The sequence below is a fragment of the Oerskovia sp. Root918 genome (assembly GCF_001428945.1).
Taxonomy (GTDB): domain Bacteria; phylum Actinomycetota; class Actinomycetes; order Actinomycetales; family Cellulomonadaceae; genus Oerskovia; species Oerskovia enterophila.
Genome location: NZ_LMJG01000013.1, coordinates 60,417 through 85,566, shown reverse-complemented (window position 1 = coordinate 85,566; position 25,150 = coordinate 60,417). Strand labels below are relative to the sequence as shown.

The 25,150-nt window shown below is 72.8% G+C and carries 19 protein-coding genes; 12 read left to right on the top strand and 7 right to left on the bottom strand.

Features of this window, described 5'->3' with window-relative positions; translation table 11 throughout:
• Positions 1 to 4 precede the first annotated feature (4 nt).
• Entirely contained in the window at positions 5 to 577 is a 573-nt protein-coding gene (locus ASE27_RS11545) for a hypothetical protein (protein WP_157257564.1), read from the bottom strand.
• Positions 578 to 698: 121 nt separating this feature from the next.
• On the opposite strand from ASE27_RS11545, the gene ASE27_RS11540 reads away from it, so the two are divergent.
• The 3 genes from ASE27_RS11540 to ASE27_RS20910 all read left to right on the top strand — a co-directional run bounded on the left by ASE27_RS11540 (position 699) and on the right by ASE27_RS20910 (position 4,234).
• Positions 699 to 1,853 carry a DUF4192 domain-containing protein gene (locus tag ASE27_RS11540; RefSeq protein ID WP_056650218.1) on the top strand — a complete coding sequence of 385 codons (1,155 nt, stop codon included), beginning with the start codon at positions 699 to 701 and terminating at the stop codon, positions 1,851 to 1,853.
• A gap of 117 nt (positions 1,854 to 1,970) precedes the next feature.
• Positions 1,971 to 2,366: a universal stress protein gene (locus ASE27_RS11535; protein WP_056650215.1), complete on the top strand. Its 396-nt coding sequence runs from the start codon at positions 1,971 to 1,973 to the stop codon at positions 2,364 to 2,366.
• A gap of 296 nt (positions 2,367 to 2,662) precedes the next feature.
• A complete protein-coding gene (locus ASE27_RS20910) occupies positions 2,663 to 4,234 on the top strand; it encodes an RNA polymerase sigma factor (protein WP_056650212.1) in 1,572 nt (523 codons plus the stop codon).
• 518 nt (positions 4,235 to 4,752) lie between these two features.
• On the opposite strand, the gene ASE27_RS11525 is transcribed toward ASE27_RS20910, so the two are convergent.
• Entirely contained in the window at positions 4,753 to 4,959 is a 207-nt protein-coding gene (locus ASE27_RS11525) for a hypothetical protein (RefSeq protein WP_056650208.1), read from the bottom strand.
• Between the two features lie 167 nt (positions 4,960 to 5,126).
• Between ASE27_RS11525 and ASE27_RS11520 the strand changes: the two genes are divergently transcribed.
• From ASE27_RS11520 to ASE27_RS11510, 3 genes are read left to right on the top strand one after another with little or no spacing between them, the layout of a single operon-like run.
• Positions 5,127 to 7,253: a type IIA DNA topoisomerase subunit B gene (locus ASE27_RS11520; protein ID WP_056650205.1), complete on the top strand. Its 2,127-nt coding sequence runs from the start codon at positions 5,127 to 5,129 to the stop codon at positions 7,251 to 7,253.
• Between the two features lie 58 nt (positions 7,254 to 7,311).
• Positions 7,312 to 7,773: a DUF4430 domain-containing protein gene (locus ASE27_RS11515; protein ID WP_056650202.1), complete on the top strand. Its 462-nt coding sequence runs from the start codon at positions 7,312 to 7,314 to the stop codon at positions 7,771 to 7,773.
• A complete protein-coding gene (locus tag ASE27_RS11510; RefSeq protein ID WP_056650199.1) occupies positions 7,752 to 8,327 on the top strand; it encodes a DUF6580 family putative transport protein in 576 nt (191 codons plus the stop codon). The genes ASE27_RS11515 and ASE27_RS11510 overlap by 22 nt, the downstream gene beginning before the upstream one ends.
• A 110-nt stretch (positions 8,328 to 8,437) precedes the next feature.
• On the opposite strand, the gene ASE27_RS11505 is transcribed toward ASE27_RS11510, so the two are convergent.
• The 3 genes from ASE27_RS11505 to metH form a co-directional block, all read right to left on the bottom strand.
• Positions 8,438 to 8,878: a VOC family protein gene (locus ASE27_RS11505; protein ID WP_056650196.1), complete on the bottom strand. Its 441-nt coding sequence runs from the start codon at positions 8,876 to 8,878 to the stop codon at positions 8,438 to 8,440.
• Positions 8,879 to 8,891: 13 nt separating this feature from the next.
• A complete protein-coding gene (locus tag ASE27_RS11500) occupies positions 8,892 to 9,545 on the bottom strand; it encodes a dihydrofolate reductase family protein (protein ID WP_056650194.1) in 654 nt (217 codons plus the stop codon).
• 191 nt (positions 9,546 to 9,736) lie between these two features.
• A complete protein-coding gene (gene metH, locus ASE27_RS11495) occupies positions 9,737 to 13,300 on the bottom strand; it encodes a methionine synthase (RefSeq protein ID WP_056650191.1) in 3,564 nt (1,187 codons plus the stop codon).
• Between the two features lie 91 nt (positions 13,301 to 13,391).
• Here metH and ASE27_RS11490 point away from each other — a divergent pair, with 91 nt between their 5' ends.
• Positions 13,392 to 14,474 carry a GNAT family N-acetyltransferase gene (locus tag ASE27_RS11490; protein ID WP_056651315.1) on the top strand — a complete coding sequence of 361 codons (1,083 nt, stop codon included), beginning with the start codon at positions 13,392 to 13,394 and terminating at the stop codon, positions 14,472 to 14,474.
• 90 nt (positions 14,475 to 14,564) lie between these two features.
• On the top strand, positions 14,565 to 15,353 hold the full coding sequence (locus ASE27_RS11485) for a lysoplasmalogenase (RefSeq protein ID WP_235535425.1): 789 nt from the start codon (positions 14,565 to 14,567) through the stop codon (positions 15,351 to 15,353).
• Positions 15,354 to 15,457: 104 nt separating this feature from the next.
• Here ASE27_RS11485 and ASE27_RS11480 read toward each other — a convergent pair whose 3' ends face one another.
• Positions 15,458 to 17,941, bottom strand: coding sequence for a DNA topoisomerase (ATP-hydrolyzing) subunit A (locus tag ASE27_RS11480; protein WP_056650188.1), 2,484 nt, complete (start codon positions 17,939 to 17,941; stop codon positions 15,458 to 15,460).
• Positions 17,942 to 18,161: 220 nt separating this feature from the next.
• Between ASE27_RS11480 and ASE27_RS11475 the strand changes: the two genes are divergently transcribed.
• The 4 genes from ASE27_RS11475 (at position 18,162) to ASE27_RS11460 (ending at position 23,638) form a co-directional block, all read left to right on the top strand.
• Positions 18,162 to 21,032, top strand: a complete 2,871-nt coding sequence (locus tag ASE27_RS11475) for a GNAT family N-acetyltransferase (protein ID WP_056650185.1) — start codon at positions 18,162 to 18,164, stop codon at positions 21,030 to 21,032.
• An 87-nt stretch (positions 21,033 to 21,119) separates the two neighbouring features.
• Positions 21,120 to 21,722, top strand: coding sequence for a DUF5998 family protein (locus ASE27_RS11470; protein WP_056650182.1), 603 nt, complete (start codon positions 21,120 to 21,122; stop codon positions 21,720 to 21,722).
• A complete protein-coding gene (locus ASE27_RS11465) occupies positions 21,719 to 22,891 on the top strand; it encodes an alkaline phosphatase family protein (protein ID WP_056650179.1) in 1,173 nt (390 codons plus the stop codon). Before ASE27_RS11470 ends, ASE27_RS11465 begins: the two co-directional genes overlap by 4 nt.
• Positions 22,892 to 22,975: 84 nt before the next feature.
• A complete protein-coding gene (locus tag ASE27_RS11460; protein ID WP_056650177.1) occupies positions 22,976 to 23,638 on the top strand; it encodes a thymidine kinase in 663 nt (220 codons plus the stop codon).
• Between the two features lie 93 nt (positions 23,639 to 23,731).
• Here ASE27_RS11460 and sepH read toward each other — a convergent pair whose 3' ends face one another.
• Positions 23,732 to 25,033: a septation protein SepH gene (gene sepH, locus ASE27_RS11455; RefSeq protein WP_082608853.1), complete on the bottom strand. Its 1,302-nt coding sequence runs from the start codon at positions 25,031 to 25,033 to the stop codon at positions 23,732 to 23,734.
• Between the last annotated feature and the right edge of the window lie 117 nt (positions 25,034 to 25,150).

Genomic DNA, 25,150 nt, shown 5'->3' with positions numbered 1-25,150 from the left:
TAGGTCACGCGGGAGGTGCGACCTGCCCGCTGACCGTCACGAGCCGGGCGTCCTCGGTGTCGAGGACGCCCACGAACAGGGTCTCGGTCGCGCCCTCGGGCGTCGCCCGGTTGAACGCGGCCTGGCCGCTCAGGCCGCCCGTCGAGGAGCCCTCGACCGCGGTGAAGCCCGCCGCGGCCATCGCCTGCGAGTAGAAGTCGAGGACCTCTTGGACCGAGGCGGTCGACGAGAGGTTGAGCGTGACCTGGCGCAGGGGCTGGCCCTCGACGTCGGCCGCGGAGCTCGCGAGGACCTGCGCCTCGGGCGGGACGGGGACGGCGTCGGCCGGGAAGCCCGCGACGAGCGAGCCGGCGACGGAGCTCTCGTCGAACGAGGGCATGTCGGCAGCGGGGGACAGGCCTTCGGGGGCCGGGGCGGAGGCATCGCCCGACGGCGTCGCGTCCGTGCCGCGGTCGGGTCCGGTCGGGGGGTCGGCAGGAGCCGAGCAGCCCACGAGCAGACCGAGCGCGAGGCAGGCCGCGGTGGCGGACGCCCCCACGGTCCGGAGGCGATCGATCGAGTCAGATGGACGACGCACCCCCACACCGTAGTCAGTGCGCGGTGCGTGGCTCGACCACAGCCCACGCCGGCCCGGTCCGACGTCCACAGCCGTGCCCGCCCTCTCCTCAGGGCGCCGGTCGCGCGGTGGGATGAGCGACATGACGACCACGATCCGGGCCCGCGGGCCCCGCGAGCTCCTCGCCTACGTCCCCTTCCGCCTCGGGTACCGCCCCGACGACAGTGCGGTCCTGATCAGCCTGCGCGCCCCGCGCGGCCGGGTGGGCCTGGTCGCCCGTACGGACCTGACCGACCTCGCGGACCTCGAGCACGGCCCGCAGGTCGCCCGCACGCTCGTGTCCCACCTGTGCGCCGACGGTGCACGGCGTGCGGTGCTCGTCGTGTACACCGACGTGGACCTGCGCGCGGGCGGCGCCCCGGCGGCCCGTGAGCGTGCGGCGGTCGAGCACTGCCGGGAGGCCGCCGAGGACTTCCTCGGAGACCTCGAGGTCTGGGTCGTGGGCCCGCGGGGGTACTCCTCGCTCGACTGCCTCGACGAGGCGTGCTGCCCCGCGGCAGGCAGGCCCCTCACCGACCTCGAGTCCACCCAGGTCGGCGCGCACATGGTCCTCGCGGGGGCTGCTGTCGCGCCCTCCCGGGCCCACTCCTTCGCGATCCCGGTCCTCGAGCCCGCGCTGCGCCGTCGGGCCGTCCGGGCCTCCGCGCGCTGGCGCGCCGACCGCGAGAAGGCGCTCGCGGTCGGCGGGGACGCCGCGGCCCGCTGGCGGGCCGGAGGGCTCGAGGCGTGGCGGTCCGCGGTCGCGGTCGCCGACCGGCGCGAGGGTGGGGGCGAGACAGTGCTTCCGCCCGCCCTCCTGGGACGACTCGAGGCGGCGCTCGAGAGCATCCCGGTCCGGGACGCCGTCCTGCTCTCGTTCGTCGCGGGCACCGAGGACGTCGCGCGCCTCACCGCGACCGCCGTCCCGGGACCGCAGGTCGAGGCGGGGACCGCCTCGGCCATCGCGGCGATGGTCGACCCCGCGGTCGGGCTCCCGCCGGACCCGGACGTCGTGCGGAGCGCACGCACGGTCCTCGAGGCCGTCGTGGGAGCCGGCCGCACGGGGCGACAGGCGCCGGCGCTCACGCTCCTCGCCCTCCTCGCCTGGTGGGAGGGCGACGGCGGGCTCGCCGCGGACCGGCTCGGGAGGGCGCTCGACGCGGATCCCGCCTACCGGCTCGCGCTGCTCGTGAGGAGCGCGCTCGAGGCGGGGCTCGCGCCGGGTTGGGCCCGCGCCGAGGCAGGTGCCGCGAGGTGAGGATCCACGGGCGTTCCGGTACCGTCGCACCTGCCGGGGTGGTCCCGGTCCGCAGCCCGGGAGCAGCCCGTCCTGCGCGCGCCAGCAGGCATGCCTCAGGCATGACGGAGGATTCCCATGACAGTCGTTGTCGGCTACCTGTCCACCCCCGAGGGGCGCGAGGCGCTCGGCACGGCCGTCGACGAGGCGATCAGCCGTCGGAGCGAGCTCCTGGTCGTCGTGAGCGACAAGGACGGCCGGTCCCTCCCCGAGCAGGTCGAGGAGCGGCTCGCCGACATCGCCCGGATCACGGCGCCGCTCGACGAGGCAGGGATCCCTCACCAGGTCGTGACGGGCACGGGCGAGGTCGCCGAGGACCTGGTGGCGACCGCGGAGACCCATGGTGCCGGCCTGATCGTCATCGGTCTGCGGCGGCGGAGCCCGGTCGGCAAGCTCATCCTCGGGTCCAACGCCCAGCGCATCCTCCTGGACGCTCCCTGCCCGGTGCTCGCGGTCAAGCCCCACCGACCCTGACACGGCTCGCAGGACCCGTGAGGCGTCGCCCGGACGGCCGCGACGCGCGCGGGCAGGAGGGTGTGACCAGGACCATCGTCGGGGGGAATCTTCCGCGGCTCCGGTGCGTTGACCAGGGGACGACAGCAGCGGAGTGGACGTGTGCAGGCCCGTTGGCGGCAACTCACCCGCGTCGGAACACGCTTCACCGGCGTTCGACGACGGTTCGGCCGGTACAATATAGGTGTCCGCACATGATCCGAGAGTCCTCCGATCTCCCGGGCACGCCCCTCCAGTGATTGCCGAAAGGTCGGTTTGTGGCGCCCTCTTCCCAGAACCCCGCTCTCCCGCACGAGTTCGAACACCCCGCGTTGCAGGAACTGCTGCGCAAGGGCAGTGAGAACGGCCGGGTCGACGCCGAGAGCTTCCGCAACGCCTGCGAGAGCGCGACGATCGGCGACCCCAAGCGTCTGAAGGCCGTGCTGCGTGCACTGGCCGGTGCCGGTGTCGAGGTCGAGATCCCCGTCGCGACCAAGGTCGCCGCCGCCACCTCCTCGCGCTCCACCACGACGTCGCGGGCCGTCAAGCCCGCCACCAAGAAGGCCGCGACCCCGCGGGCAGGTGCCGTCACGACGACGCGCACCGCTGCGGCCACCGCCGCCGCCGCGGCTGAGTCCACGGACGCCGCGACCGACGAGGCCGCAGCGCCCGCCGCCAAGGCCCCTGCGACGCGCAAGCGCGCCACGACGGCCAAGACGGCTGCACCCAAGGCCGCGGCAACGACGCGCCGCAAGCGCGGAGCCAAGGACGACGAGGACTCCGACGAGGTCGTGGTCGAGGACCTCGTCGAGACCGACGACGACGCGGAGACCCCCGCGACCGCCGCCAAGCCCGCCGAGGAGGCCGACGAGTCGCGTGGCTTCGTCTACTCCGACGCGGACGACGACGACGCCCCTGCCCAGCAGGTCGTGACCGCGGGCGCCACGGCGGACCCGGTCAAGGACTACCTCAAGCAGATCGGCAAGGTCGCGCTGCTGAACGCCGAGCAGGAGGTCGAGCTCGCCAAGCGCATCGAGGCCGGCCTGTTCGCCGAGGAGCGCCTGAGCTCGGGCGACACGTTCGAGCCCAAGCTGCGCCGTGAGCTCGAGTGGATCTCGGGCGACGGTCGTCGCGCCAAGAACCACCTGCTCGAGGCCAACCTGCGTCTGGTCGTCTCGCTCGCCAAGCGCTACACGGGCCGCGGCATGCTCTTCCTGGACCTGATCCAGGAGGGCAACCTCGGTCTGATCCGTGCGGTCGAGAAGTTCGACTACACCAAGGGCTACAAGTTCTCGACGTACGCGACGTGGTGGATCCGTCAGGCCATCACGCGAGCCATGGCCGACCAGGCCCGCACCATCCGTATCCCGGTGCACATGGTCGAGGTCATCAACAAGCTGGCCCGCGTGCAGCGCCAGATGCTCCAGGACCTGGGCCGCGAGCCCACCCCGGAGGAGCTCGCCAAGGAGCTCGACATGACCCCCGAGAAGGTCGTCGAGGTCCAGAAGTACGGCCGCGAGCCCATCTCGCTGCACACGCCGCTCGGCGAGGACGGTGACAGCGAGTTCGGTGACCTCATCGAGGACTCCGAGGCCGTCGTCCCCGCGGACGCCGTGAGCTTCACGCTGCTCCAGGAGCAGCTGCACCAGGTCCTCGACACGCTCTCCGAGCGTGAGGCCGGCGTGGTCTCCATGCGCTTCGGCCTGAGCGACGGGCAGCCCAAGACGCTCGACGAGATCGGCAAGGTCTACGGCGTGACGCGTGAGCGCATCCGTCAGATCGAGTCCAAGACCATGTCGAAGCTGCGTCACCCGAGCCGCTCGCAGGTCCTGCGCGACTACCTGGACTGACCGGTCCGACCAGCAGCGCCGAGAGGCCCGCACCCCGCAAGGGGTGCGGGCCTCTCGTGCGTCCGGGGTCGTGCGCGCTGCCCGCGCCCGGCCCGGGCGAGACGGGGTACGGGGGCGCGTGGCGCCGTCGGGCACGGGGGAGCGTCGCGTGCTGGCGAGAGGNCAGACCGCCGTTCTCACCCGAGCCCGGGGCCGGGCACTGAAGTGTCTCCGGGGTGACCACAGCCTGGTCATGGGGTCGTGCGCGCTGCCCGCGCCCGGCCCGGGCGAGACGGGGTACGGGGGCGCGTGGCGCCGTCGGGCACGGGGGAGCGTCGCGTGCTGGCGAGAGGCTTGCACGGGGCGCGCCCGCGCCGTCGGGAGCGGCACGGGCGCTGCTCCTGCGGCCCGACGGCGGGGGCTCCGTCCGGCACCCACGTCGCCCGGGCGCCGTAGTCCGGACAGAAAGAACCCCGGCCGGTGATGATCACCGGTCGGGGTTCAGGGTGTCCTGTGCGCGTCGAGCGCACGCGGGGGTCTCAGCGAGCGCCGTGCTCCGCGAGCAGGCGGTCGGTCTCGTCCTGGACGTGCGTCGCGATGTCTGCGTAGGCGGCAGCGTGCGCGCGGGCGTGGTGGGCGCAGAAGAGCAGCTCCCCACTCGGCATGGTCACGCGCACGTACGCCTGGGCGCCGCAACGGTCGCAACGGTCGGCCACGGTCAGCGGTTCAGTCGTCGTAGCAGTCACGTGACCATGTAATCATCCCGGGACCCTTTCCTCGTACCGAAATGGCCCGGGTTCGCTACCCGCGTAGCCGCGGCTTCTCGGGAATACGGAGGTCGTGGGAACCGAGTGCGACGCGTCACGGCCCGGCGGCGAGGACCTGTGGGTGGCAGCGTCTAGGCTTTCCCTTCGTGACGACCACCTCTGAGTCCAGCTACACCGCACGGCACCTCTCCGTCCTCGAAGGACTCGAGGCCGTCCGCAAGCGACCCGGCATGTACATCGGGTCCACCGACTCGCGCGGTCTCATGCACTGCCTGTGGGAGATCATCGACAACTCGGTCGACGAGGCCCTCGCGGGCAACTGCGACGCGATCGAGGTCGTGCTGCACGCCGACACCTCGGTGACGGTCAAGGACAACGGGCGCGGCATCCCCGTGGACATCGAGCCCAAGACAGGCCTCAGCGGCGTCGAGGTCGTCTTCACCAAGCTGCACGCGGGCGGCAAGTTCGGCGGCGGCTCGTACACCGCCTCGGGCGGCCTGCACGGTGTGGGCGCCTCGGTCGTCAACGCGTTGTCCTCGCGCCTCGACGTCGAGGTGGACCGCAGCTCCAAGACCTACCGCATGACGTTCCACCGCGGCGAGCCCGGGGTGTTCGCGGACCCCGCGTCCGGACCGGACCCGGACGCAGCCTTCACACCGTTCGTCGAGCGCTCCGAGCTGGCCGTCGTGGGCAAGGCGCCCCGCGGGAGGACCGGGACCCGCGTGCGCTACTGGGCGGACCGCCAGGTGTTCCCCAAGACCGCGGTCTTCTCCTACGACGAGCTCGTGACGCGCGCGCGGCAGACGACCTTCCTCGTGCCCGGCCTCAAGATCACGCTGCGCGACGAGCGCGGGCTGCCGGGCACGCCCGGCGCCGACGGCCCGGTCGAGGAGAGCTTCCAGCACTCGGGCGGCACGATCGACTTCGTCGACTTCCTCGCCCCGGACCCCGCGGTGACCGCGACGTGGCACCTGACGGGTTCCGGCACGTTCAAGGAGACCGTCCCGGTCCTCGACGAGCGGGGCCACCTGACCCCGCAGGAGGTCACGCGCGACTGCGAGGTCGACGTGGCGCTGCGCTGGGGCACGGGCTACGACACCGAGCTGCGGACCTTCGTCAACATCATCTCGACGCCCAAGGGCGGCTCGCACCTCGCGGGCTTCGAGGCCGGGCTGCTCAAGATCCTGCGCAAGGGCGTCGAGACCAACGCCCGCCGGCTCAAGGTGTCCACCAAGGACGCCTCGGAGCGCATCGAGAAGGACGACGTCCTCGCGGGCCTCACGGCCGTGCTCACGGTCCGGCTCGCCGAGCCGCAGTTCGAGGGGCAGACCAAGGAGGTCCTCGGGACGGCCCCCGTCCGGGCGATCGTGGCGCGCGTCGTCGAGCAGCAGCTCGGCGCCATGCTGACCTCGACCAAGCGCGACGAGAAGACGCAGGCCTCCCTGCTCCTCGACAAGGTCGTCGCCGAGATGCGCGCCCGCATCACCGCGCGCAAGCAGAAGGAGATCTCGCGCCGCAAGAACGCGCTCGAGACCTCGTCGCTGCCGTCCAAGCTCGCGGACTGCCGCAGCGACGACGTCGAGCGCAGCGAGCTCTTCATCGTCGAGGGGGACTCGGCCCTCGGCACGGCCAAGCTCGCCCGCAGCTCCGACTTCCAGGCGCTCCTGCCCATCCGCGGGAAGATCCTCAACGTCCAGAAGGCCTCGGTCACGGACATGCTCCGCAACGCGGAGTGCGCCGCGATCATCCAGGTCATCGGTGCCGGCTCGGGGCGCTCGTTCGACCTCGAGGGCGCGCGCTACGGCAAGGTCGTGCTCATGACGGACGCGGACGTGGACGGCGCGCACATCCGCACGCTCCTGCTCACGCTCTTCTTCCGGTACATGCGCCCCCTCGTGGACGCGGGCCGGGTCTACGCGGCCGTGCCGCCGCTGCACCGCGTCGAGGTCATCGGCGCGGGCTCGCGCAAGAACGAGTACATCTACACGTACTCCGAGGCCGAGCTGCGCGACGTGCTCAAGAAGCTCGACCGGTCCGGCAAGCGCTACAAGGAGGACATCCAGCGCTACAAGGGGCTCGGGGAGATGGACGCCGACCAGCTCGCGGAGACCACCATGGACCCGCGCCACCGCACGCTGCGCCGTGTCACCGCGGAGCACGCCGAGTCCGCCGAGCGCGTGTTCGAGCTGCTCATGGGATCGGACGTCGCACCGCGCAAGGACTTCATCATCGCGGGGGCCGCAGGGTTGGACAGGGCGCGCATCGACGCCTGACGTCCCGTCTGCTGGGCGCTCGCCCCGCCTCGGGGCGAGCGTTCGTAGACTGCCAGGTGTGAACCCCCAGACTCTTCGTGCCACCCCGGCACGCTCGCTGACCGCCCTGACGTCCCTCCTGCTCGCGGTCGGCCTCCTGGCCGGATGCGCCCAGGGCGAGGACACGCCCGCGGCCGACACCACGGCCTCCTCGACGGTCGCCGCCGACGACGACGCGTCCGAGTCGGCGGACGACGCGACGAGCGGCGACGCTGACGACTCGGCGGACGACGTCGAGCTCACCTACGAGGGCGTCGCCGGGAAGACCGCGCTCGAGCTGCTCGTCGCTGCCGACCCCACCGCCGTGGTCCAGGGCGAGGGCGAGAACGCGTTCGTCACGGGGATCGACGGGCGCGAGGCGCAGGACTCCGCCAAGGAGTTCTGGGCCCTGTACGTGAACGGTGAGATGGCCCAGGTCGGCGCCGGGTCGCTCGTGACGGAGACGGGAGACGAGATCACGTGGAAGCTCGAGACCTACTGACCCGCTGGTGGCGCCCCGCGATCGCGGTGGCGTTCGTCGCGCTCGCGATCGTGTTCCGCCTCGTGCGCGAGGAGATCGGCGCCCCGCCGAACCTCGAGCTCGTGACCTCGGCGGCGTTCGTCGCCGCGGTCCTCGTCCGGCACCGCCTGGCGTTCCTGGCGCCGCTGGTCGTCGCGGTGGTCTCGGACCTCGCGCTGGGCAACACGTCGATCGCGCTGTTCACGTGGAGCGCGTGGCTCGTCGTGGGCCTCGCAGCTCTCCTGACACGCAGCACCTCCGGGTGGGGCCGCGTGGGTGCAGCCGCCGGGCTGGGCGTCGGAGGGTCGCTGTGGTTCTTCTTCTGGACCAACTTCGGCGTCTGGTTCCAGGGTCGCGGGGTCTGGTACCCCGCGGGGCTCGACGGGCTCGTGGCGAGCTACGTCGCCGGCCTGCCGTTCCTGCGGACCATGCTGGTCGGGAACCTCGTGCTGCTGCCGGTCGTGGCCGCCGGCACGCTGCTCGTCGAGCGGCTCGAGCGCTCGCGAGGACTCGTGGCGGTGCCGCAGGCGGCGTGAGGTCGCTTCGTCTTTCGCTGAGGTAGAACGTCCCGCGCGAGATAGAACCCGGTGGGTACTACCTCACGCAGGACGTTCTACCTCAGCGGTTTCTGGGGCCTGGGCCCTGCTCACCCGAGCTCCTCGGCCAGGGCCACGATGATCCCTTCCGGCCCGCGGAGGTAGCAGAGCCGATAGGCGTCCTCGTACCGGACGATCTCGCCCACGAGCGTGGCACCGAGCGCGCCGAGCCGTTCGACCGTGTCGTCGATGTCGTCGACAGCGAACATCACGCGGTGCAGGCCCAGGGTGTTCGACGGCGCGGTGCCCAGGCCGATGTCGACGGCGTCGGGCGAGTGGTAGGTGGACAGCTCGAGCCGCCCGGAGCCGCCCGGCACGCGCATCATCGCGATCTCGGACCGCATCCCGTCGAGCCCGACGACGCTCCCGGCCCAGGCCCCCTCGATGGGCGCCCTGCCCTCGAGCTCCATCCCGAGCTCGACGAAGAACGCGACCGCCGCGTCGAGGTCGGCGACGACGATGCCGATGTTGTCCAGCCGCTGGATTGCCACGGTTGCTCCTGCCTCAGTCGGTCTGGTCTGCAGCACTGACGCCGCGGTCGGCGGCGGCCATGTCGCCCGTCGCGGGGGTGCCGTCGGCACGACCGTAACGCAGCAGGACCGTGCCTGCAGGGCTGGCCGCCGGCGGCTCGAGCAGCGTCAGGTTGGTGGGGACGGCGCCGCCGTCGAACACCGACTTCCCGACGCCGAGGACGATCGGGTGGACCCACAGGTCGAGGCGGTCGAACAGCTTCTCGCGCAGCAGCGTCTGCACCAGGCCCAGGCTGCCGACGACCTTGACGTGCTCGTGCCGGTTGCGGACCTCGCGCACCGCGGCGGCGAGGTCGGGGCCGAGCTGCGCAGACCCGGCCCAGGAGAGGTCGGGCTTGCCGCGCGAGGCGACGTACTTGGGGATGCGGTTGAAGAGCGCGGCGAAGTCGTCGTCCGGACCGCCCTCCTGGTGCGGCCAGAAGGCGGCGAAGATGTCGTAGGTGCGGCGCCCGAGCAGGAGGGCGTCGGTGCCCTCGTAGGCGGCCGCGACCTGCTCCCCGGCGACGTCGTCCAGCAGGGGAGCCTGCCAGCCGCCGAACGGGAACCCGATCGGGTCCTCGTCGGGCCCGCCGGGCGCCTGCCCGACGAGGTCCAGGGTCGTGAACAGCTCGATCTCGATCGATCCCATGATGTGCTCCGGTGGGTCGGTGGCAGGGTCATGGGGGTAGACCGGGTGGCGAGGGAGAAGTCATCGCACGTGCGCGAGCATCGGCGAGACCCGCAAGGTGTCGAGGTGTCGTTCGTGGGGCCACCAGCATTGTGGCTATCCCACGAACTACCGACGTCACCCGAGACGTCGACGACGTACGTGCTCGGACCTCAGACGCTGAAGTACTTCGCCTCTGCGTGGTGGAACACGAACGCGTCCGTCGACTGCTCCGGGTGCAGCTGCAGCTCGTCCGAGAGCACCACACCCGCCCGCTCGGGCCGCAGCAGCTCGACGACCTTGCGCCGGTCCTCCATGTCGGGGCACGCGGGGTATCCCAGCGAGAACCTCGCCCCGCGGTACTTGAGGTCGAACATACCTTGGACGTCGTCGGGCTCCTCGTCCGCGAACCCCAGCTCGGAGCGCACGCGCGAGTGCCACATCTCGGCGAGCGCCTCGGTGAGCTGCACGGACAGGCCGTGCAGCTCCATGTACTCGCGGTACTTGTTGGCCGAGAACAGCTTGGCCGTGTGCACGTCGACGGTGTCGCCCATGGTCACGAGCTGGACGGGCAGGACGTCGTAGCGCCCGGTCTCCTCGACCCACGAGCGCGGCTTGACGAAGTCCGCGAGGCACAGGTGACGGTCGCGCCGTTGCCGGGGGAACGTGAAGCGCAACCGCTCGGTCCCCACCGGACCGCCCGAGCCGCCGTCGGGCCCGTCGTGGTGCCCGACGACCACGTCGTTGCCCTCCGACCAGACCGGGAAGTAGCCGTAGATCACCGACGGGTCGACGATCCCGTCGGTGCGGATCTGCTCGAGCCACGCGTTGAGGCGCGGGCGCCCCTCGGTCTCGACGAGCTCCTCGTAGGAGGCTCCGTCGTCGGAGCGCCCCGGCTTGAGCCCCCACTGACCCATGAACGTCGCGCGCTCGTCGAGGAACGCCGCGTAGTCGGCGAGCTGGATGCCCTTGACGATGCGCGTCCCCCAGAAGGGCGGGGTGGGGACCAGGTTGTCGGCCGCGACGTCGGAGCGGGCGGGCAGGTCCTCCTCGGGCGTCTGCGTCACGGTCACGGTCGCGTGCCGGCGCTTCTTGAGGGGAGGGAGCCCGACGGCGTCGCGCGCCTCTCCCCGCGCCACACGGACGAGCGGTTCCATGAGTCGCAGGCCCTCGAACGCGTCACGCGCGTAGCGGACCTCACCCTGGTAGACGTCGGCGAGGTCGTCCTCGACGTACGTGCGCGTCAGGGCCGCGCCGCCCAGCAGGACGGGCCAGCGCTGCGCGTACCCGCGGGCGTTGAGCTCCTCGAGGTTCTCCTTCATGACGACGGTCGACTTCACGAGCAGCCCGCTCATGCCGATCACGTCGGCGTCGTGGGCCTCGGCGGCCTCGATCATCGCGGCGATGGGCTGCTTGATACCGATGTTGACCACGGTGTAGCCGTTGTTGGTCAGGATGATGTCGACCAGGTTCTTGCCGATGTCGTGCACGTCACCGCGCACGGTGCCGATCACGATGGTGCCCTTGGACCGGCCGCTCGCGTCCTCGGACTTCTCCATGTGCGGCTCGAGGTAGGCCACAGCGGTCTTCATGGCCTCGGCCGACTGCAGCACGAACGGGAGCTGCATCTCGCCCTTGCCGAACAGCTCGCCCACGACCTTCATGCCCTCGAGCAGGTGGTCGTTGACGATGTCGAGGGCCTTCCAGCCCTCGTCGAGCGCGGCCTGGAGGTCGGCGTCGAGCCCCTTGAGCTCGCCGTCGACGATGCGTCGCTCGAGGCGCTCGCCGAGCGGCAGCGCGGCCATCTCGGCGGCGCGGGCGTCCTTGAGCGACGCCGAGTCGACGCCGGCGAACAGGTCGAGCAGCCGGGCCAGGGGGTCGACCGTCATGTTCCCCTCGGCGTCGAACTCGCGGCGGTCCCACACGAGGTCGAGCGCGGCCTGGCGCTGCTCGTCGGGGATCTTCGCGAGCGGCAGGATCTTGGCCGCGTGCACGATCGCGGAGTCGAGCCCAGCCTCGACGGCCTCGTGCAGGAACACCGAGTTGAGGACGACGCGCGCGGCGGGGTTGAGCCCGAACGACACGTTGGAGACGCCGAGCGTGGTGTGCACGCCCGGGTAGGCGGCCTTGAGCGCGCGGATGGCCTCGATGGTCTCGATCGCGTCGCGTCGCGTCTCCTCCTGCCCGGTCGCGATGGGGAAGGTCAGGGTGTCGACGACGATGTCCTCGATGCGCATGCCCCAGGTGCCCACGAGGTCGTCGATCAGGCGGCTCGCGATGGCCACCTTCGCGTCGGCCGTGCGGGCCTGGCCGTCCTCGTCGATCGTCAGGGCGATGACCGCGGCGCCGTGCTCCTTGACCAGCGGCATGATCCGCGCGTAGCGCGAGGTGGGGCCGTCGCCGTCCTCGAAGTTCACCGAGTTCACGACCGCGCGGCCGCCGATGAGCTCGAGACCCGCCTGGATCACGGGCGGCTCGGTCGAGTCGATCACGAGCGGCAGCGTCGAGGCGCTCGCGAGCCGCGAGACGACCGCGCGGGCGTCCGCGACGCCGTCGCGCCCCACGTAGTCGATGCACACGTCCAGCAGGTGCGCACCGTCGCGCGTCTGGGCGCGCGCGATCGCGACGCACTCGTCCCAGTTCTCGGCGAGCATGGCCTCGCGGAACGCCTTGGACCCGTTGGCGTTGGTCCGCTCGCCGATCGCGAGGAACGAGGCGTCCTGGTCGAAGTCGACGTGCGAGTACAGGCTCGCGACGCCGACCTCGCGCGCGGGGCTGCGCGGGGTCACGGGCCGGGCGCGGACGGCCTCGACGACCTGACGCAGGTGCTCGGGCGTGGTGCCGCAGCACCCGCCCACGAGGCCCAGGCCGAACTCGGTGACGAACTGGGCGTGCGCCGCGGCGAGCTCGCTCGGCGTGAGCGGGTAGGAGGCGCCGTTCTTGCCCAGCACGGGCAGGCCCGCGTTGGGCATGCACGTCACGGGGATCTCGGCGTGCTTGGACAGGTGGCGCAGGTGCTCGCTCATCTCGGCCGGCCCCGTGGCGCAGTTCAGGCCGATCGCGTCCACGCCGAGCGACTGGAGCGTGGTCAGCGCTGCGCCGATCTCCGACCCCATGAGCATGGTGCCCGTGGTCTCGACCGTGACCTGCACGATGACCGGCACCGAGCGCCCCTCCGCGGCCATCGCGGCGCGCGAGCCGTTGACCGCGGCCTTGGCCTGGAGCAGGTCCTGGCTGGTCTCGACGAGGATCGCGTCCACCCCGCCCTCGAGGAGGCCGGCCGCCTGCTCGGCGAACGTGTCGCGCAGGTTCGCGTACGTCGTGTGGCCCAGGCTCGGCAGCTTGGTCCCGGGGCCCATCGAGCCCAGCACCCAGCGGGGCTGCTCGGGGGTCGAGAACGCGTCCGCGCGCTCGCGTGCGATGCGTGCCCCGGCCGCGGCGAGCTCGCGGATGCGGTCCTCGATGTCGTAGTCCGACAGGTTGGACCAGTTGGCGCCGAACGTGTTGGTCTCGACGCAGTCGACGCCGACCTCGAGGTAGGCGTCGTGGACGGTGGCGATGATGTCGGGTCGCGAGACGTTGAGGATCTCGTTGCAGCCCTCGAGCTGCTGGTAGTCCTCGAGGCTCGGGTCCTGCTCCTGGATCATGGTCCCCATGGCGCCGTCGGCGACGACCACGCGGGTGCGCAGGGCCTCGGCGAAGGCGGCGGATCGGGCGTTGGCGACGTCGTGGGGCATGAGGCGAACTGTAACGCCGGGCCGCACGCCGGCACCTGGGTGTCCGGAAAACAGGATGCTGCGCGCGACGCTGCGACCTAGCGTGGTGCGCATGAGCACCGAACCGTCCGCCCCGCCGGCCCTCGCCCCGATCGCCGAGCGCGTGGCCGCGCCCGCCCACCTGCCGCTCCCCGAGGTCGACGGCCTGGTCTGGCGCTCCCTGACGCTCGCGGACGCACCGGCTCTCTTCGCGCTGACGGCGGCCGTCGAGGAGCACGACCAGCATCCGTTTCGCACCTCGCTCGAGGAGACCGAGGAGATGTTCGAGGGGGAGTGGCGCGACCTCGCCCGCGACACCCTGGTGGGCCTGGACGCCGACGGCGAGCCGCGCGCCTACGCGTCGGTCGACACCCGCCCCGGCGACGCGAGCGTCGTCCGCGCGTTCGTCCAGGGCGCGGTCCACCCGCGGTGGCGGGGACGCGGCGTCGGGCGTCAGGTCCTCGCCTGGTCGACGGGGCGTGCGCGTCAGCTCCTCGCGGCCTCGGGCAAGGAGCTGCCCGCGCGCATCGCGGGCTACGTCCAGGACGGCGATGCGCCCGAGTGCCGCCTGTTCGAGGCCGCGGGCTACACGGCCAACCGCTACTACTCGACCCTGCGTCGAGACCTGTCGCTGCCCGTCCTCGAGGTAGCGCTGGGCGACGGCCTGCGCGTCGTCCCGTGGTCTCCCGAGCTCGACGAGGCCACGCGCCTGGCCCACAACGACGCGTTCCGCGACCACTGGGGCAGCGAGCCCGCGACGCCCGAGTCCTGGGTGCACGGGCGCAGCATGTTCGCGCCCGAGTGGAGCGTGCTCGTCGTCGACGACGACGCCCCCGACGGCGTCGCTCCCCGCGCGAGCACCGGCGGCGGTCCCGTCGTGGCCGGGTACCTCCTGTCGGGGCGGTACGAGCAGGACTGGCCCGTCGCGGGGTACTCGAGCGGGTACACCGAGACCCTCGGGGTCCGCCGGGAGTACCGCGGGCGCAGGATCGCGCTCGCGCTCCTCAGCGCGGGCATGACCGCCTACCAGGCCGGCGGGGTCGAGTACGCCGAGCTCGACGTCGACACCGAGAACCCGTCCGGGGCCCACGGGCTCTACGCGAGCCTCGGCTACGAGAAGAAGGACGGCTCCCGGATGTACTCGATCGAGCTCTGAGGCCCTACCGTGTCCCCAGGTCAGCGCGGCAACGGTGCCGCGCGCCAGGGCGCCCGTGACCCGGGTCGCCCTTCCTGGAAAGGGAACGACGTGGTCTCCTCGACTCCTCGCGTCTCGCACGCACCCACCTCGCACCGAGCGGTCTCGATCGTGACCGTGCTGCGGCGCCGCCCCGTGGCGGCGCTCGCGGCCGGTGCCTTCCTGCTGCTCTCCGCGGTGCACCTGGTCGCCCACCTGGCTCGAGCGGAGCAGGTCGCGAACGTGACCCAGTGGTTCGTCATGCCGCTCCTGGCGCTCGTCGTCTGGACCGCGACGGGTGCGCCCCGGGGAAGTGTCGCCGCATCCGCCGCCGGGCCGCGCGGGCGGTCCCGCCTCGTGCGGTGGACGCTCGTCGCGCTCGGGTTCTCGTGGCTCGGTGACTCCGCGCCCGACCTGTCGAGCGGTCACGCCTCGTTCCTGACCATGGTCGGGTTCTTCCTGCTCGCGCAGGTCGCGTACGTCGCGGCCTTCTGGCCGTCGCGCGGTTCGAGCGTGCTGCGTCGCCCGGTCCTGCTCGTCCCCTACGCGCTCGCCCTCGTCGCGCTCGTGGTCCTGTGCGCCCCGCACGCGGGCGCGCTGCTGGTCCCGGTCATGGTCTACGGCCTCTGCCTGACGCTCATGGCGGTGCTGTCGACCGGGGTGAACCGGGTCGCGGGCATCGGCGGGGCGATCTTCCTGGTCTCCGACGCGCTCATCGCCCTGGGGGCGTTCGTCCCGGGCTTCGAGGTCCCGGGGCCGCTGTCCTCGGGGTTCTGGGTCATGATCACCTACCTCGCGGGCCAGGCGCTGCTCGCGGTCGGGATCCTGCGCCGCGACGCGGCCGAGGCGGGGGAGTCCTAGGCGGTCTGGCCGTGCCGGCCGCGTGAGACGGCCGAGGGGCCGACCGGAGACACCGGTCGACCCCTCGGCCGTCCGCCGCGTGGAGCGGCGGGGTCGTGCTGTGCTCAGCCGACGCCGATCGCGGTGATCGGCACGTCGAGCGGGGCGCCCGAGCCGTCGCGTCGCTGGTCGACGGGCGGGAGGTCGACCGGCTGCCCGGCCGAGCCGACGGCCCGACCGGGGCCACGGCCCACCCACGCGAAGATGAGCGAGTCCTCGCCCTTGAGGAAGCGCTGGGCCCGGACGCCGCCCGTCGCGCGTCCCTTGCCCGGGTACAGCTCGTAGGGCGTGACCTTCCCGGCGCCTGCCTGCGTGCCCGGCAGGGCGTCGGCCGACCCCGCGATGGTCACGACGGTCATGAGGTCGCGGCTGTCGGCCTCGACCACGCCGAAGAACGTGACGCGCTGGTCCGGGCCGAGCTTGATGCCCGCCATGCCGGCCGCGCTGCGCCCCTGGGGGCGTACCGCCGAGGCGTCGAAGTGCAGCAGGTTCGCGTCGGAGCTGACGAACACGAGCTCGTCCTGGTCGGTGACCGGGGCCGCGCCGACCACGCTGTCGCCCTCCTTGAGGGAGATGACCTCCCAGGCGTCGCGGTTGGTCGGCATGTCGCCCGCGAGGACGCGCTTGACCACGCCGCCTGCGGTGCCGAGCGCGAGGGTGGGCGCGTCGGGGTCGAGCGAGACGATGGTCAACGGTGCCTCGCCCGGCTCGAGGCTCACGATCTCGCTCAGCGGCACGCCGCCGGACAGGCTCGGGGCCCCGTCGGTCGGGGGCAGGGTCGGCAGGTCCAGCACCGAGAGACGCACGATCCGTCCGCGGCTCGTGACGAGCCCGACGTCGCTGCGCACGCTCGCGAGCACCGTGCCGCGCAGCGCGTCGTGCGAGTGGCGGCGCCCGCCCGTGCCGGGCTCGGTCGCGTCGCTCGTGCGGGCCAGGAGCCCGGTCGCGGACATGAGCGCCCAGCAGGGGGTGTCCTCGACCTCGAGCGGCACGGCCGAGACGGTACCGAGCACGCCCTGGGCCGAGGTGGGTGATGCGCCTGCCGACTCGAGCAGGATGGTGCGGCGAGGCGTGCCGTAGGTCTTGGCGACCTCCTTCATCTCCGCGGAGACGACCGCGCGCAGCTTGGCGTCGTCGCCGAGGATCTCCTCGAGCTGGGCGATCTCGAGCCGCAGGGCCTCCTGCTCCTTCTCGAGCTCGAGGCGGGAGAACTTGGTCAGGCGGCGCAGGCGCAGCTCGAGGATGTACTCGGCCTGGGGCTCGGAGAGGTCGAAGACCTCGCGCAGGCGGGTGCGGGCCGTGTCCGCGTCGTCGCTCGTGCGGATGACCTGGATGACCTCGTCGATGTCGACGATCGCGAGCAGCAGGCCCTCGACCAGGTGCAGTCGTTCCTTGCGCTTGGCGAGGCGGTAGGAGCTGCGACGGCGCACGACGTCGATGCGGTGGTCGACCCACACCTGGAGCAGCTCACGCAGCCCCAGCGTGCGGGGCTGGCCCTCGACGAGAGCCACGTTGTTGATGCCGAACGAGTCCTCGAGCGGCGTGACCTTGTAGAGCTGCTCGAGCACGGCCTCCGGGTTGAAGCCCGTCTTGATCTCCACGACCAGGCGCAGACCGTGCGCGCGGTCGGTCAGGTCGGTCGCGTTGGTGATGCCCACGAGCTTCTTCGACTTCACGCCCTCGGCGATCTTCTCGATGACCTTCTCGGGGCCGACGAGGTAGGGCAGCTCGGTGAAGACGATGCCCTTGCGCTTGGCCGTGATGTTCTCGACGCGTGCCGTGGCCCGGGTTCGGAACGAGCCGCGACCCGTGCGGTAGGCGTCGCGGATGCCGTCGAGGCCGACGATCTTGCCGCCTCCGGGCAGGTCCGGGCCGGGGATGAAGCGCATGAGCGCCTCGAGGTCCGCGGTGGGGTGCTTGATGAGGTGCTGGGCCGCGGCGACGACCTCGACCAGGTTGTGGGGCGCCATGTTGGTCGCCATGCCGACCGCGATGCCCGCGGCTCCGTTGACCAGGAGGTTGGGGATGGCCGAGGGCAGGACCTCGGGCTGGGTCAGCTTGTTGTCGTAGTTCGGGATGAAGTCGACGACGTCCTCGTCGAGCCCGACGGTCATGGCCATGGCCGAGGTCGCGAGGCGGGCCTCGGTGTACCGGGGGGCCGCGGGGCCGTCGTCGAGCGACCCGAAGTTGCCGTGCCCGTCGACGAGGGGCAGGCGCAGCGAGAACGGCTGGGCCAGGCGGACCAGCGCGTCGTAGATCGCGGTGTCTCCGTGCGGGTGGAGCTTGCCCATGACCTCGCCGACGACTCGCGCCGACTTGACGTGGCCGCGGTCCGGGCGCAGGCCCATGTCGGACATCTGGAACAGGATGCGGCGCTGGACGGGCTTGAGCCCGTCGCGCGCGTCCGGCAGGGCGCGGGCGTAGATGACCGAGTACGCGTACTCGAGGAAGGACCCCTCCATCTCCGTCGTGACGTCGATGTCGATGATCTTCTCGTGGACCTCGCTCGGGTCGAGCGGGGCTTTCGAGGCGGACGGTCTGCGCGCCATGGGTCGTCGGGCTCCTGCGGGTCGGTGGATCGGGGACAGCGGTCGTCGCGTGGCGAAGGCTCGGGTGCGGCGGGCACAGCGGGCACGTTTGCGGCCTGGTGGTCCAGGACACGCAGCACCAGCGAACGATACTGCGGGGCACCGACACCCGGGCCCCATTCTCCCGCGAACCGGGCGTGCCGCTGACCAGCGGTGCCACGACCCACGTAGCCTAGGGCGGGTGAGCGGACACGACGTCCCGGCGGAGCCCGACGCGGGGCCCCACGACGCCGGCCAGGGGGAGTACCCGGTCGAGTGGGAGGCGGACGTGGTGCTGCGCGACGGCAGCACGACGCACGTGCGCCCCATCCGCCCGTCCGACGCCCCGGCCCTCCAGCGCTTCCACATGGGGCAGTCCGAGCGCTCGACCTACCTGCGCTTCTTCGCGAACATCGAGCGGCTCTCGGACCGTGACCTCGCGCGCTTCACGGTCGTCGACCACGACGAGCGCGTGGCCCTGGTCGCGGTCAAGCGCGTGGGAGAGGATGCGCGCGAGGACATCATCGGCGTCGCGCGCTTCGACAAGGTGACGCCGCACGAGGCTGAGGTCGCCTTCAACATCGCCGATGCCGAGCAGGGGCGCGGACTGGGCTCGGTGCTGCTCGAGCACCTCGCGGTCGCGGCGAGGGAGCGCGGGGTGCGGCGGTTCAGCGCCGAGGTGCTGCCGCAGAACGGCAAGATGCTCGCGGTCTTCCAGGAGGCCGGGTACGCCACGAGCCAGCACGTCGACGACGGGATCGTCGCGGTCAGCGTCGACCTCGACCCGACCGAGCGCTCGCGGGCGGTCATGGCGGACCGCGAGCACCGCGCCGAGGCACGGTCGATGCACGGCCTGCTCACGGCGCGTCGCGTCCTGCTCGTCGGGCCGGGTCCGACGGCGGAGCCCGGCACCGCGAGCCGTCTCATGGCAGAGCGCGTGCTCGCCAACGCGTCGACGGACCCGGGCGACGGCACGTTCGACGTCGTGGGGGTCGCTCCACCGGCGGGCTTCGACGACCTTGCCGCAGCGCCCGCGGAGGGAGGAGCCGAAAGAAGGGCGGAGGGCGACACCGCACCGGCTCCCTCGGCCGTCCGGTTCTTCGGGCGGATCGCGGACGTCCCCGGGCCCGTGGACCTCGCCCTGCTCGCGCTGCCCCCGCACGAGGCGATCGCGGCCACGGCCGAGCTCGAGCGTCTGGGCGTGCGCGCCGTCGTCGTGCTCTCGGCGGGGTACGCCGAGACCGGTCCCGAGGGCCTGGCCCTGCGGCGTGAGCTGCTGCGCACCGCGCACGCCGCCGGGATGCGCGTGGTCGGCCCCGCGACCTACGGGCTCTTCACGACCCACGTCGAGCACCGGCTCAACGCGAGCCTGGCCGAGGTGCTGCCGCCCGCCGGGAGCATCGGGATCTTCTGCCAGTCGGCACCCACTGCGGTCACGCTCCTGGCGACCGCGCTGCGGCGCGGGATCGGGGTCTCGTCGTTCGTGTCGGCCGGGCATCGGGCCGACGTCTCGGGCAACGACCTCATGCAGTTCTGGCAGGACGACCCCGAGACCTCGGTCGTGTGCCTCTACCTCGAGTCGATCGGCAACCCGCGCAAGTTCTCCCGCATCGCGCGCAGGCTCGCGTCGGTCAAGCCCGTCGTGGTCGTGACCGCGGGGCGCTCGGGGCAGGTCGTGCCGCCCGGGCACGCGGTGCGCTCGACCCGTGCCCCGCGCCGCACGCTCGACGAGATGCTGCGCCAGTCGGGCGTGATCCACGCCGAGAACACCCACCACCTGGTCGACATCGCCCAGCTCCTGGCGTACCAGCCGCTGCCTGGCGGTCGGCGCATCGGGCTCCTCACGTCGTCGGCCGCGCTCACCGCGCTCGTCGCGGAGGCCGTGGGGTCGGCCGGGCTGGTGGTCTCGGACCGGTCGGGCTTCGTGGCCGAGGACGCCGACGACGCCGAGGTCGAGGCCGCGGTCGCGGCGATCTTCGCCCCCGACGCGTGCGACGTCGTCGTCGCGGTGCACGTACCCACGGTGCGACCGCGCGGGGAGGCGTTCTCGCGGGCCGTCGCGCGCGCGGCTGCGGCGAGCGGTCGCACCACGGTCGCGAGCGTCCTGGGCATGCACGGGCTCGCCGAGGAGCTCTCGGCCCCCGACCCGGCGAACCCCGACGGTCCACCCGTGCACGTGCCCGCCTACTCGACGCCCGAGGACGCGGTCGCCGCGGTCGAGGCCGTGGTCGGGTACGCCCGCTGGCGCGAGGCCGACCACGGGACGGTCGAGCGGCCGACGAGCGTCGACTCCGACGGGGCGCGCGCCCTGGTCGAGGCGGCGCTCGTCGGGGACACCGTGGTGGACCTCGACGCCCAGGACGTCGCGCGCCTGCTCGCGGCCTACGGGATCGAGCTGTGGCCCTCGCGCCGCGTCCGCACGGCCGACGAGGCCGTCGCGGCGGCCCAGGACATCGGCTGGCCCGTGGCTCTCAAGAGCACCGCGGAGTCGCTGCGGCACCGCGCGGACCTGGGGGGAGTGCGCCTCGACATCGGCGACGAGGACGAGCTGCGCGACGACGTCGAGCAGATGCGCCAGACGCTCGCGGCCGTGCTGCCGGGGGCTCGCAGCACCGGGACCGGTGACGACGAGGAGGGGGGCCCGGGCGGCCCCGCGCCGTTCGAGGTCCAGCGCATGGCCGACGCGGGCGTCGCGTGCGTCGTGCGCTCGACCGAGGACCAGCTCTTCGGCCCGGTCGTCTCGTTCGGTCTCGCGGGCGACGCGGTCGACCTCCTGGGCGACGTGAGCTACGGCGTGCCGCCGCTGACGGACGTCGACGTCGCGACCATGGTCCGCTCGATCCGCGCCGCGCCCCGCCTGTTCGGGTACATGGGCGCGCCCGTCGCGGACACCGCGGCCCTCGAGGACCTGCTGGCCCGCGTGTCGCTCATGGCCGACGAGCTGCCCGAGCTGCGCAGCGTCGAGATCTACCCGGTCGTGGTCGCCGAGCACGGCGCGGCGGTGCTGGGCGCCCGCGTCCAGGTCGCTGGTGCCCAGCGCGCCGACACCCTGCGCCGGGCCCTGCCGGGCTGAGGCGTCAACAGGCCCCCGCGGGGCCGAGGCGCCCACAGCCCGGGGGCGGACTGGCCCCGCCGCGTCGAGCGGTGGGAGAATGCGCGGGTGCCATCTGCTGAATCTGCCTCCCGGACCGACCTGACCTCCCAGCTGCGCCGTGCGGGCTACTACCCCGAGCTGGTCCAGGACGTCCTCGACGTCGCGATCGCCGGCGAGGAGCTCGTGTCCCACCTGGTGTACGTCGAGACGACGTTCGACACCGAGGTCCGTCGCCACCTGACCGTCCTGGTCCTGACCCCCACGCGCCTCATCACGGCCCACGTCGACGACCACCCCGCGGACAGCGAGAACCCCTCGGCCTCCGCAGCCGCGACCACCGAGTCCGTGCCGATCACCGAGCTGCGCTCGGTCTCGCTCACGCACGTCGTCCTCGACCCCGAGAAGCACCGCAGCGGCACGCCCCCCATCGAGGTCACGCTCGCGATCGGCTGGGGAGCCGTCTCGCGCGTGGACCTCGAGCCCGCTCAGTGCCCCGACCCGGGCTGCGAGGCCGACCACGGCCTGACGGGCCAGATCACTCCCGACGACATCGTGGTGCGCGTGAGCGCCGAGGCGGAGGGCCGCGACGCCGTCCGCAACGCGCTCGCGTTCGCGCGCGAGCTCTCGACGGCCACGGCCCGCCGCGACGCAGGCCGGGCGAGCCGGTGACGGTCCTGCCCGAGGTCCTGCCCGACGGCCTGCTCGCCCCCCGCTACGACGGGCTCGCGCTCAGCTCGGTCCTGCCCGCGGCCGCGGGCGCGCTCGGGGTCGACCTGACGACCGCCACGGGGACCCGCTCGACCCAGGCGCGCACCGACCTCGCGCTGCCCGCCACTGACCGGGTGTGCGTCGTCCTGGTCGACGGGCTCGGCCACGCCAACCTCACCGAGCGCGCGGGGCACGCCCCGTTCCTGCGCTCGCTCCTCGCGTCCTCGCGCGTGCTCACCTCGAGCTTCCCCAGCACGACCGCCGCGGCGATCGGGACCTTCGGCACGGGGACCTCGCCCGGGCGGACGGGCATGCTGGGGTACACCCAGCGCAACGCCGCCACGGGGCGCCTGGCCAACATGGTTTCGTGGGAGGGCGCTGCCCCGCCCCAGGAGCTCCAGCAGGAGCCGCCCGTCCTCGAGCAGGTCGCGGCCACGGGCCGCGAGGTCCTGTCGGTGGGGCCCGCGCGCTTCGCGGGCTCGGGCATGACCGTGGCCGCCCTGCGCGGCGCGCGCTACGTCGCGGCAGAGTCCATCGCGGACCGCGTCGACACGGTCGCCTGGGAGCTCACGGCCCCCGGCCTGGTGTACCTGTACTGGGGAGACGTCGACAAGGCGGGCCATCACCACGGCTGGCGCTCGCGGCAGTGGGGCGACGCGCTCTCCGTCCTCGACCGCGAGCTCGGGCGCCTGGCCCGGTCGCTGCCCCACGGCACGCTGCTGCTCGTCACGGCCGACCACGGGATGGTCGACGTCGACCGCTCGCAGCGCTGGGACGTCGCCACGACGCGTGCGCTCGGCCGCGGGGTCGCGCTCGTGGGCGGCGAGCCGCGTGCCGTGCACGTCTACACGCAGCCGGACCAGGCCCCGGCCGTGGCCGGGCGGTGGTCCGAGGTCCTCGGGGACGCAGCCCTCGTCGCGCTGCGCGAGGACGCGGTCGCCGCGGGCTGGTTCGGTCCCGTCGCGGAGCACGTGCTGCCCACGATCGGCGACGTCGTGGTCGCGATGCGCGGCCGCGCCACGGTCGTGGACTCGCGGACCCAGACGCCGGCCTCGATGCAGCTCGTCGGGGTCCACGGCTCCCTCACGCGCACCGAGATGCAGGTCCCGCTGCTCGTCACGACCACCTGAGCACGACGCCTCCGCCCGGGCGTCGCGAGCACCCGGTCACCTCCTCCCGGGGACCTGTTCCCCCGCACCGAAAGGTCCACGACCGTGGCTGAGCTCGTCTTCTTCTCCGGGACGATGGACTGCGGCAAGTCCACCCTCGCCCTCCAGCTCGACCACAACCACACCGCGCGGGGTCGGTGCGGACTGATCTTCTCGCGCAACGACCGTGCCGGGACCGACCGCCTGTCCTCGCGCCTGGGACTCGAGGTCGCCGCGCACGAGGTCCGCGACGACACCGACTTCTGGACCTTCGTGGTCGACGAGCGGATGCGCGGCACCACGGTCGACTACCTGATCTGCGACGAGGCCCAGTTCTACTCGACGACCCAGGTCGAGCAGCTGGCCCGTCTGGTCGACGAGGTCGAGATCGACGTCTACGCGTTCGGCATCACGGCCGACTTCCGGACGCGGCTCTTCCCCGGCTCGGCGCGGCTCATCGAGCTCGCCGACCGCGTCGAGGTGCTCCAGGTGCAGTCGCTGTGCTGGTGCGGGGCGCGTGCGACGCACAACGCGCGCACGATCGACGGCTGGATGGTCGTCGAGGGGGCCCAGGTCGTGGTCGGCAACACGGGCGAGAGCGCGAGCGAGGTCGCGTACGAGGTCCTGTGCCGCCGGCACCACATGCGTCGCATGACGTCGGTGTCCGCGCGGCTGCGCTCGACGACCGCGGACGGGCTCGCGCTCGACCTGCCGGGGGCCGCGGGGTAGGGGCACGGCCGAGGTCATCGCGTACCGCCGCGCGCCCTCGAGGGCACGTCCGGCGGAGAGCGCCGTCGCCCTTGCAGGGCGGGGGAGAGGTGGTCAGTGCTCGGGCTTGGCGCCGAACACGATCTCGTCCCACGAGGGGACGCTGGCACGCGTCTTGCGCGGGCGACGCGGTTCGCCCGTGCGGGGGGTGGGGCGTTCGCCGTGCTCACCGGTCGCGTCGGGCTCGTCGCGCTCGCTCCGCACGGTCCCGACGACGTCGCGTCCCCCGTGCGGGGCCACGGTCGGTCGCGAGGTGCTCGCCTCGGCGGCCCCGTCCTGGTCCGGGGGAGCGTCCGCCGCGCCACGGTCGTCGTCGGTCTCGTGGGACCCGCGGTGGCCCGTGCCCGCAGGGTGCCCCGTGCCCCGGTGCGACGACGACGCGTCGTGCTCTCCGTCGTCGGGCGCCGGACGCAGCTCCTTGCGGCTCGCCTTGCTCAGCGAGAAGACCTTGGCCCCCGGGGGCTCCTCGTCCTCCGGTGCCTCGTCCCGGCGCCCCGAGCGCTCGCCGAGGTCGAACGTCTGCGGAGGCCCGAACCCCTCGAACGGGGCCGAGGGCTCGTCCCGGTGCTGGCGGACGCCGCGACGCTGGCTGAGGTCGTCGAGCATCGACGAGGTCGAGTCGGTCTCCTCGTGCAACGGGGAGGGCGCGTCGTCGCGCTCCGCCGGGTCCGTGGGCGACGCGGCGGACGGTGCCGACTGCGCTGTCGACGACGACGGTCCTGCTGACGCCTGCCCACCCCGGGCCGAGTGGTCGAACAGCGCGCCGCGGACCCCGCGGACGGGCTCCTCGGCGACGTCGGTGCCCGACAACCAGCGAGCCTCGTCCTCGAGCGCGTGCAGCGTGCGGTTCTGGGGGTCGTACGACCAGCGCGCGCTGCGCGCACGGTCACCGATGAGGAAGAGCGCCGTGACGGTCCACGGACCCGCGTGCGTGCGCGCGGCGGACCACTCGACGTCGTCCTCGGCGACGCCCCGTGCCGTGAGGCGCTCGGAGACCACCTCGCCCAGCGTGGGGGAGTCGTCGTCGTGGCCCGCGCGGTTCTTGAGCACCTGACCCACGACGTACTCCTGCTCGGCGAGCACGGGGCCCTCGAACCGGTGGACCTGCTCGATCGGGATGCCGGCTTTCTCGGCCACCTCGCGGGCGCTGAGCCCCGCGCGCAGCTGCGCCTGGATCTCGCGCACGGGCAGCACGTCGGGGGACTGCGAGCGCAGCTGTTCGAGCTGGGCGCGGTCGCGGCGCATGGCGGCACGCAACGCGTCGTCGACGGGCAGGGTGAAGCGCGCACCGTCCGGTCCGGCGAGGACGAGATGCTCCCCGTCCTCGTGCACCCTCACCAGCTCAAGCTCACTCATGAATCCTCCAACGACGTCGCAGACCGGCTCGTCGCCGGTGGGCCTGCACTCCCGAGAGTGCCACCCCGGCGCGCCGGGACGGCGCAGGCGGCTCGGTGTGCCGCCCGGTGAGGTCTG

Excerpts from the sequence above, each read along its gene's own strand:
- ASE27_RS11540 (WP_056650218.1), top strand. The coding sequence starts at position 699 with ATGACGACCACGATCCGGGCCCGCGGGCCCCGCGAGCTCCTCGCCTAC.
- ASE27_RS11535 (WP_056650215.1), top strand. The coding sequence starts at position 1,971 with ATGACAGTCGTTGTCGGCTACCTGTCCACCCCCGAGGGGCGCGAGGCG.
- ASE27_RS11500 (WP_056650194.1), bottom strand. The coding sequence starts at position 9,545 with ATGGGATCGATCGAGATCGAGCTGTTCACGACCCTGGACCTCGTCGGG.
- metH (WP_056650191.1), bottom strand. The coding sequence starts at position 13,300 with ATGCCCCACGACGTCGCCAACGCCCGATCCGCCGCCTTCGCCGAGGCC.
- ASE27_RS11490 (WP_056651315.1), top strand. The coding sequence starts at position 13,392 with ATGAGCACCGAACCGTCCGCCCCGCCGGCCCTCGCCCCGATCGCCGAG.
- ASE27_RS11480 (WP_056650188.1), bottom strand. The coding sequence starts at position 17,941 with ATGGCGCGCAGACCGTCCGCCTCGAAAGCCCCGCTCGACCCGAGCGAG.
- sepH (WP_082608853.1), bottom strand. The coding sequence starts at position 25,033 with ATGAGTGAGCTTGAGCTGGTGAGGGTGCACGAGGACGGGGAGCATCTC.